An 8666-nucleotide genomic window follows, 5' to 3' on the forward strand; every position below is an offset into this window, starting at 1 on the left:
GGGTGGGATCGGCGGATCAGGTTCCGGGCCCGGAGTCGGTCCCAGCCCCAGCTCAAGCCCCAGCCCCACGCCCGGCTCCGGCTCCGGCTCAGCGACCGATGCCTGGCGTGAGCTGGCGGATTACCTCGACCGGGCCCGTACGGAACCCGACGGCACCACCCACACCCCCGGCCCACCTCACACAAAGGACCACCCATGCCCCACCCGTACCACCTGACCCCGCGTCACCGCGCCCGCCTGGCCCTCTCCTCCGTCCTCCCCACCCTCCTCACCGTCCCTCTGTGCGCCGCCCTGGCCATCGCCGGAGTGCTGCCCTGGAGCATCGCCCCCACGGTGGCCGTGGCGCTGGCGATCCAGGCGGCCGTCGCCTACGTACGGCCGGACCCCGGACTCACCGGCCGGCCTTCAAATGGCTCAGCGCCGCCACGGTGAGAGCCTCCACCCCCATGGTCAGCGTCGGCTGCTTCACCGGCGCGAAGTGCGGTGAGTGGTTCGAGGGGATGTCCTGGGCGAGGCGGCCGGAGGCCATGGCGGTGCGGAACTCGTCGGGGTGCCAGCCGCCGAGCCACCAGTAGTAGAGCGGCGCGTCGGCGGCCGTGGCGATCAGGCCGGCGTCCTCGCTGCCGGCGGCCGGTTCGTAGGCGAACAGCCGCGGTGCGCCGAAGTGGTCGGTGAAGGCCGTGTTGACCTGCTCCAGCGTCCGGTCGTCGTTGCGGGTGACGGGGAAGGTGTTCAGCACCTCCGTCTCCGGCTCCCGCGGCGCGCCGGAGGCGGCGGCCTCCGCCTTGGCGATGCGGTCGACGGACGCCAGCACCTGGGTACGGATGTGCTCGTCGAAGGTACGGACGCTGAGTTGCACCACCGCCTGGTCGGGGATCACGTTGGGGGCGTCCCCGGCCTGGAAGGAGCCGACGGTGACGACGGCCCGGTCCTTGGCCGCGATCTCGCGGGCGACGACGGACTGGAGGCGCTGGACGAAGGCGGCGGCCATCAGGATCGGGTCGACGGCGGTCTCGGGGCGGGAGCCGTGGCCGCCGGTGCCATGGAAGGTGATCTTCAGGCTGTCCGAGGCGGCCATACAGGCGTCGTGCGCATACGCGATCAGTCCGGCGCCGAACGGGGCGACGTGCTGGGCGAACATCACGTCGGGGGTGGGAATGCCGTTGTACTCCGCCCCGAACAATCCGTCCTCGATCATCGCCCGTGCCCCGTCGCCGACCTCCTCGGCGGGCTGGAAGAGCACCACCAGCGTGCCGGACCAGTGCTCCCGCCCCGCCGCGAGCAGATCGGCGGCGCCCGCCAGGCAGGTGACGTGCACATCGTGGCCGCAGGCGTGCATGACGCCGGGGACGGTGGAGGCGTACGGCAGGGCGGTGCGTTCGGTGACGGGCAGGGCGTCCATGTCGGCGCGCAGCAGGACGACCGGGCCCGGCCCGTTGCGCAGCACGCCGATCACGCCGGTCCGGCCGATGCCGGTGGTGACCTCGTAGCCGTACGAGGTCAGACGGCGGGCCCCTTCGGCGGACGTACGGGATTCCTGGAAGCCGAGTTCGGGGTGCCGGTGGAGGTCTTCGTAGAGGGATTCGAGGTCCGCCATGCGGGCGTCGAGCGGGGCCAGTACGGTGTCACGCGCGCTATCGCTCATACATAGCATTTGATCACGTAACGGACGTACGGACGAGGCCCGGGCCGGTCGCACCGGGCCCGGCACAGGCCGGAATCGCCAGCGGTGCACGGGCCGGCGCACACCCCTCGCTCCCCCTTTAAAGGCTTTAAAGAAAACGCCTCTTGCGCGCCGTGAGTTCCCCCGGCCGGCGAGAGCCCCGCGCGCCTCGTGGCGGCTTTCCGGCCACGCGGGCTGTACTGGGGCGCAGCCCTCGACACGGCACGGGAGCAAGGAGCACCAGATGCGCTGGACACACCGGAGGTACCGGACGCAGCGGAGCTACCGGACGGTCCGCCCGTGATGGCCCGCATGCGGGCGCGCGGCCGTTCCGAGAGCCACCGCGCCGCCACCCCGCTGGAGCTCTTCTTCGACCTGTGCTTCGTCGTGGCCGTCGCGCAGGCCGGACGGCAGTTGGTGCACGCGCTCGCGGAGGGGCATCCGGGGCACGGCATCACCGGCTACCTGATGCTGTTCTTCGCGGTTTTCTGGGCCTGGGTGAACTTCACGTGGTTCTCGTCCGCGTACGACACCGATGACGCGCTGTACCGGGTGGTGACGCTCGTGCAGATCGCGGGCGTGCTGATCCTGGCGGCCGGGGTGCCGCGGGCCTTCGACGGCGACTTCGCGGTGGTGTGGTTCGGCTACCTGGTGATGCGGCTCGCGATGGTGACGCAGTGGCTGCGGGCCGCGCGCAACAGCACCGGCCGGGAACGGACCACCGCGCTGCGCTACGCCGTCGGGGTGACGCTGTGCCAGGTCGGCTGGCTGGTGTTGCTGCTGTCGCCGGACGCCGCCCGGCCGTGGGTGTTCGTGGTGCTGGCGGTCGCGGAGATGGCCGTACCCACGCTGGCCGAGCGCGACCACCAGACCTCCTGGCACCCGCACCACATCGCGGAGCGGTACGGCCTGTTCGTCATCATCGTGCTCGGCGAGACGGTCTCCGCAGCCACCGTGGCGGTGCAGTCCGCGGTGGACGAGCAGGACGCGCTGGGCGATCTGCTGCCCATCGCCGCGGGCGGTCTGCTGCTGATCTTCGCCGCGTACTGGATCTACTTCGCGGTCCCCATCCACCTCCACCTCGTCTCGAACCGGCAGGCGTTCGTCTGGGGTTACGGCCACTACCTGGTCCTCGGCTCGGCGGCGGCGATCGGCGCGGGCATCGAGGTGGCGGTGGAGGAGTCGGTCGGCAAGGCGCATCTCTCCGTGTTCGCGGCGTCCGCGACGGTGACCGTGCCCGGCGCGCTGTTCATGTTCACCGTGTGGCTGATCCACTCCCGTCACCAGAAGCGCAACCTGGCCCAGCAACTGGTGCTGCCGGTGTCCTCCGTACTGGTCCTGGCCTGTACGTTCGCGGGGCACGCCGCGGTCCTGCTGGCCGGGCTGATGGGGTCGGTGACGGTCGCGGTGGGGGCGACGCTGACGGCGCGGCAGGGTCAGGCCCTGGAAAGCTGACGGGCCGCCACTTCCACCCCTCCAGGCCCCAGGACCCCGTCATTCCGGCCAAGGGTCCCGTTTCTTTCGGCCATTGGCCGGACGTGACGCTTGAAGACACGAGGTGCGGGGCGGGGCGTTTCCCTGGACGGTGTAGGGTGCGGATTGCCCGTTTTATGCCTACGACAGCCCACCGGCCCGGAGCCGACGGGCGAGGAGACGCCACGAACATGGCTGCCCGCCACGCCCAGCAACGCGGTACGCGAATAAGGATGACCCGTCGCGGCAAGGCGGTGAGCGGCCTCGCCCTGACCACGCTGGTGGGCACCGCGCTGTGGGCCTGGCCCGCCTCGGGCGACGACCACGACGGCCACCGCTCCGAGCAGGCCCGTCCGGCCCCCTCGGCGCCGGAGGTCCCCGCGCACGCCGCCGCCGGCCACGCGCAGGCGTCCGCGCCGCGCGCGATCCCGGGCCTGAGCGACGCCACCCGCAAGCAGATCCCGGCCGACTCCCGGCAGGTGCTCGTCGTCACCGGGCAGGGCGTGGACCAGCACGACTCCTCCGTCGTCCTCTACACCCGCGCGCAGGACTCCGACGACTGGCGCCCCGGCGCGCGCTGGGCGGCGCACAACGCGTCCCGCGGCTGGACCAAGGACCACCGTTACGGTGACCTGCGCTCGCCTGAGGGTGTCTTCACGCTCAGCGACGCGGGCGGCAAGCTGGCGCCCCCGGAGGGCACCAAGCTGCCGTACGACCGCAACGACAGCTTCGTCGCGCACGGCACCGGCGTGGAGGGCGAGCCGCTGGGCGGTGCGTTCAACTACGTCATCGCCATCGACTACAACCGGGTCAAGGGGTCCTCACCGCTGGACCAGCGGCGTCCGATGGGCGCTCAGAAGGGCGGCGGTGTCTGGCTGCACGTGGACCACGACGGGCCCACGCAGGGCTGCATCAGCCTCAAGCCCGAGGTGATGCAGGAGCTGCTGCGCACGCTGGACCCGGCGCAGCACCCGGTGATCGTGATGGGCCCGGCGGGACACTGAGGGGGGCGGCAGGCAGCCGGCCGCCCCCGCGTCGTGAAGGGGATCGCCGCGCCCGCGCCGTACGGCACCTGACGGCCCGTCGAGGCTCATAACACCCGTACCGCCCCCGCATCCCCCGTGGTACGCATGTGCCATGGCCGACGACACCGAGCAGCCGCGCGACGCGGCCGGCACCCGTACCCCGGCGCCCCATCCCGGTCCCCGCGACGCCCTGACCGATGTCACGGGCCTGCGGGTCGGGCACGCGCAGCGCGTCGGCGACGGGTGGCTGTCCGGCACCACCGTCGTCCTGGCACCCGAGGGCGGAGTCATCGCCGCCGTGGACGTACGCGGCGGCGGACCCGGCACCCGCGAGACGGACGCCCTGGACCCGCGCAATCTGGTCCAGCGCATCGAGGCCGTCGTCCTGTCCGGCGGCAGCGCGTACGGACTGGACGCCGCGTCAGGTGCGGTGGCCTGGCTGGAGGAACAGGGCCGCGGCTACCGCGTCGGCCCGGACCCGGCGCAGGTCGTGCCCGTCGTACCGGCTGCGGCCCTGTTCGACCTGGGCCGGGGCGGCGACTGGCGGGCCCGCCCGGACGCCGCGCTCGGCCGCGCCGCCATCGAGGACGCCGCGAGTACGGAACCGGGCGCACCCGTCGCCCAGGGCAATACCGGCGCCGGTACGGGCGCGGTGGCCGGCGGCGTCAAGGGCGGCACCGGCACCACCAGCCTCGTCCTGCCGTCGGGTGTCACGGTCGCCGCGCTGGCGGCCGTCAACGCGGCGGGCTCGGTGGTCGATCCGCGGACCGGCGTGCTGTACGGGCGGTACGGGGAGCAGGCCGACGAGGGACACGGCATGCCCGTCGCGCCCTCCCCCGATGTCCACGCCGCCGCGCGGCGCCGCCTCGCCGAGGCCCGTAGCGCTTCCGAGCGACGTTCGGCCACCTCCGTACGCCCGCCCCTGAACACCACCCTCGCCGTCGTCGCGACCGACGCGGTCCTCACGCGTGCCCAGGCCCAGAAGCTCGCGGGCATCGCGCACGACGGCCTGGCCCGCGCGGTGCGCCCGGCGCATCTGCTCACCGACGGCGACACCGTCTTCGCCCTCGCCACCGGGGACCGGCCGCTGGTGCCGGAAGAGGCCGCGGCCGGCCCGGCGTTCGGGGTGCACGCCGAGACCGGTGCGCTGAACGACCTCCTGGCCGCGGGGGCCGAGGTGCTGACCCGTGCGGTGGTCAAGGCCGTGCTGGCGGCCGAGACGGTGGACACTCCGGGCGGTCGCTTCCCGTCGTACCGCGACCTGTACGCGGCCCCGTAACGGCCCCCGGCCTCCCACCCGTCGGAGCCCGCCACCCGGCTCCGGTGGTAGAACGGGCCATATGTCCGCGCCGCCGCCTCCCCCCACGCTCGTCCAGCCGCCCACCGGAAGGAAACCCGGCCCGCCGAAACGGCACCGGCTGTGGTGGCACCGTCTGGTCCTCGGCCTGTGGTACCGGCCGGTCGAGGTGATGGACGAGGCCCGGGACCGCAGCGCCTGGAGCGCGGCGGTCCTGCTGTGCCTGATCAGCGGCGCCCTCGGCATCGTGTCGGTGGACGCGTTCCGCAAGCAGTGGGCGCTGGACCAGCAGCTGGCGCTGCAGATGGCGGCGATCGCGGAGGCGGGGGTGCTGGTCGCCAGCCTCGCGCTGGGCGTGGTCACCCACGCCATCGCCCGGACGATCGGCGGGAACGGCCGGTTCGAGCCGACGGTCAGCCTGTTCGTCGTGCTGTTCTGGGTCACCGACCTGCCGCGGCTCGCGCTGGCGACCTGGCTGCCGCACAACTCCACCCTGGTCCAGGCGGTCGCGTGGACGACCTGGGGCTTCGGCTATCTGCTGGCCATACTGCTCATCCGGGGCCAGCACCATCTGTCCACCCTCAAGGCGGGGGTGGCGGTGGCGGTACAGATGCTGGCGTCACTGGCACTGCTGAAACTGGGGCCGGTGCGGTGACGGCCTGACGGCCTGCGCCGCTCATGGCCACCGGTTCAGTGCCGCTCCGGCCGCTCGTCCCCGTTCAGCTGCTTCAGCTGCCGTACGAGTCCGGCGAACGCCTCGCGCTCGGCGGCGCTCAGCTCCACCCGCTCGGACGGCGGCCCGGCCGGGCCGGTCTGCCGGGGCACCGCGCCGAGCACCGGTCTCGGGCCGTTCCCGCCCGGGATCTCGAAGCGGTGCCGGCGCACGATCCGGGCCTGGCTCACGGCCCACCCGATGGTGACGGCGAGCAGGATGGCCAGGCCGATCTGCTGGAGGAGCGAGACGGAGGGGAGCATGCGGTCCTCCAGGTCGGTGCGCGGTTCCGGGCCCGCTGACGGGCCCCGGCGGGGCGGACTCCAGCAGTAGACACCATGTCAGGGACCAACGTCAGGGGATTGAAAGGACTTACACCCCACAAGTGATGTTTCTCCCACACCTGCGCACCTCCCGCCCGCCGCCCCCACGCTTCACCCACACCTCACCGGCCCGGCCCCGGACACCGCCCCCTTCCCTCCCCCAAGATCGTCCCCCAGCATGTCGGCACACCGCCCGCGCGACGTGAGGAGTACGCACGTGCCGCAGCCGACCACCACCGCGTCCACCCCCTCCGCCCCCGCAGCCGCCACCCCCAAGGCCCTGGCGGGCATCCTCGTGGCCGACTTCAGCCGCGTCCTGGCCGGGCCGCTGGCCGCCGCCACGCTGGCCGACCTGGGCGCCGATGTGATCAAGGTGGAGCGGCCGGGGACCGGCGACGACACCCGCTCCTGGGGGCCGCCCTTCGCCGCCGACGGCACGGCCGCGTACTTCGACGCCGCCAACCGCTCCAAGCGCGGCCTCGCCCTGGACCTCGCCGACCCCGGCGACGCGGCGGCGGCCCGCGAGTTGGCCCGCCGGGCCGACGTACTGATCGAGAACTTCCGGCCGGGCGCGCTCGCCCGCTACGGCCTGGACCCCGCGTCGACCACCGCCGCCCACCCCGGCCTGGTCCACTGCTCGATCACCGGCTTCGGCTCCGGCGCGGGCGCGCACCTGCCGGGCTACGACTTCGTCGTGCAGGCCGTCGGGGGCCTGATGAGCATCACCGGCGAACCGGACGGCCCGCCCCTGAAGGCGGGCGTCGCCCTCGTCGACGTACTGACCGCCAAGGACGCCACCACCGCCGTACTGGCCGCGCTGCGCCACCGCGACCGTACGGGGCAGGGCCAGCACGTCGAGGTCAACCTGCTGTCGTCGCTGCTCGGTTCGCTGGTCAACCAGGCCTCCGGGCAGCTGGCCACCGGCCGCGACCCGGGCCCGATGGGCAACCGGCACCCGAGCATCGCCCCGTACGAGACGCTGGCCTGCCGGGACGGCGAGCCGCTGGCCGTCGCGGTCGGCAACGACCGGCAGTTCCGCGCGCTGGCGCACGCGCTGGGCGCGCCCGGACTCGCCGACGACGAGCGTTTCGCGCGCAACCAGGACCGGGTGCGCCACCGCACCGAACTGGTCAAGGAGCTGGAGGAGCGGCTGGCGGCGGACACGCCCGCCGCCTGGACCGAGCGGCTGACCGCAGCATCCGTCCCCTGCGGGCCGGTCAACACCGTCGGCGAGGCACTGCGGCTGGCCGAACGGCTGGGCCTGGAGCCGGTGGTGCCGGTCGGCGCTGACCGGATACCTCAGGTGCGCAGTCCGCTGCGGCTGTCCGCGACGCCGGTCGCCGCACCGTGCGCCCCGCCCGCACTGGACGAACACGGTGAACCCCTGCGCGCCTGGCTGTCCGGCCCGCCCGAAGCACACCTGCCACCCCTGGCGTGACGTTCATCACACCAACGTCGGGAGTGCAACCAAACCCGCCCGTAGTTGCTGTTTACCAGCACTGACTCACAACACCCTTGCATGGAGCAGCCCGTGACAATGCCGGACAACACCGCGCCGCCCGCACCGTCCCGCACCCGTCGGCTGCGTCGCGGACTCGCGGCGGCCTCCCTCCTCGCCGCCGGCGCCCTGGCCCTGTCCGCCTGCGGCGGCGACGCCTCGGCGGGCGGCAAGGACGGCAAGGACCAGGCGGCCGGCGCGGACGCCGCGGCCGCCAAGGACGCCTCCGAGGCGAAGATCTCGGTCACCTCGAAGGACGGCGCCACCAACGCCAGCATCAACGAGACCGGCGTCCAGGTCAGCGGCGGCAAGCTCACCGATGTGAAGCTGGTGCAGGCGGACAACGGCGCCGAGGTCAAGGGCTCGATAGCCGCCGACGGTTCCTCCTGGAAGCCGTCGAAGCAGCTGGAGCGCGGCACCAAGTACAAGCTGGTCGCCAACGCCAAGGACGGCAAGGGCCGGGCCGCCACCGAGAACCGCACCTTCACCACCGTCTCCTCGAAGAACAGCTTCATCGGCTCCTACACGCCGGACGGCGGCAAGACCGTCGGCGTCGGCATGCCGGTGTCGTTCAATTTCGACAAGGTGATCACCAACAAGAAGGACGTCCAGTCCCACATCACGGTGACCTCCAGCAGCGGCCAGAAGGTCGTCGGCCACTGGTTCGGCTCGCAG

The 8666-nt window shown here is 73.0% G+C and carries 9 protein-coding genes; 7 read left to right on the forward strand and 2 right to left on the reverse strand.

Features of this window, described 5'->3' with window-relative positions:
* Positions 1 to 195: 195 nt before the first annotated feature.
* Positions 196 to 432: a hypothetical protein gene (locus ADK86_RS11665; protein WP_053696530.1), complete on the forward strand. Its 237-nt coding sequence runs from the start codon at positions 196 to 198 to the stop codon at positions 430 to 432.
* Here the strand turns inward: ADK86_RS11665 and ADK86_RS11670 are convergent.
* Positions 392 to 1645 carry an amidohydrolase gene (locus ADK86_RS11670; RefSeq protein ID WP_053696531.1) on the reverse strand — a complete coding sequence of 418 codons (1254 nt, stop codon included), beginning with the start codon at positions 1643 to 1645 and terminating at the stop codon, positions 392 to 394. The two genes, ADK86_RS11665 and ADK86_RS11670, sit on opposite strands and share 41 nt — an antisense overlap.
* A 321-nt stretch (positions 1646 to 1966) precedes the next feature.
* On the opposite strand from ADK86_RS11670, the gene ADK86_RS11675 reads away from it, so the two are divergent.
* The 4 genes from ADK86_RS11675 to ADK86_RS11690 all read left to right on the forward strand — a co-directional run bounded on the left by ADK86_RS11675 (position 1967) and on the right by ADK86_RS11690 (position 6113).
* A complete protein-coding gene (locus tag ADK86_RS11675) occupies positions 1967 to 3118 on the forward strand; it encodes a low temperature requirement protein A (protein WP_053696532.1) in 1152 nt (383 codons plus the stop codon).
* 209 nt (positions 3119 to 3327) lie between these two features.
* Positions 3328 to 4140: a L,D-transpeptidase family protein gene (locus ADK86_RS11680; protein WP_053696533.1), complete on the forward strand. Its 813-nt coding sequence runs from the start codon at positions 3328 to 3330 to the stop codon at positions 4138 to 4140.
* A 133-nt stretch (positions 4141 to 4273) separates the two neighbouring features.
* Positions 4274 to 5440: a P1 family peptidase gene (locus tag ADK86_RS11685; protein ID WP_078952004.1), complete on the forward strand. Its 1167-nt coding sequence runs from the start codon at positions 4274 to 4276 to the stop codon at positions 5438 to 5440.
* Between the two features lie 61 nt (positions 5441 to 5501).
* Complete coding sequence (locus tag ADK86_RS11690) at positions 5502 to 6113, forward strand: Yip1 family protein (RefSeq protein ID WP_234345816.1); 612 nt, start codon at positions 5502 to 5504, stop codon at positions 6111 to 6113.
* Between the two features lie 35 nt (positions 6114 to 6148).
* Here the strand turns inward: ADK86_RS11690 and ADK86_RS11695 are convergent, their stop codons facing one another.
* Positions 6149 to 6433 carry a hypothetical protein gene (locus ADK86_RS11695; RefSeq protein ID WP_030370877.1) on the reverse strand — a complete coding sequence of 95 codons (285 nt, stop codon included), beginning with the start codon at positions 6431 to 6433 and terminating at the stop codon, positions 6149 to 6151.
* A gap of 277 nt (positions 6434 to 6710) precedes the next feature.
* Here ADK86_RS11695 and ADK86_RS11700 point away from each other — a divergent pair, with 277 nt between their 5' ends.
* Complete coding sequence (locus tag ADK86_RS11700; RefSeq protein WP_053696534.1) at positions 6711 to 7931, forward strand: CaiB/BaiF CoA transferase family protein; 1221 nt, start codon at positions 6711 to 6713, stop codon at positions 7929 to 7931.
* Between the two features lie 99 nt (positions 7932 to 8030).
* Positions 8031 to 8666: Ig-like domain-containing protein (locus tag ADK86_RS11705; RefSeq protein WP_234345817.1), on the forward strand; the 636-nt coding region annotated here is incomplete at its 3' end.

Origin of the sequence: Streptomyces sp. NRRL F-5755, from assembly GCF_001279365.1 — a bacterium.
Lineage (GTDB): Bacteria > Actinomycetota > Actinomycetes > Streptomycetales > Streptomycetaceae > Streptomyces > Streptomyces rimosus.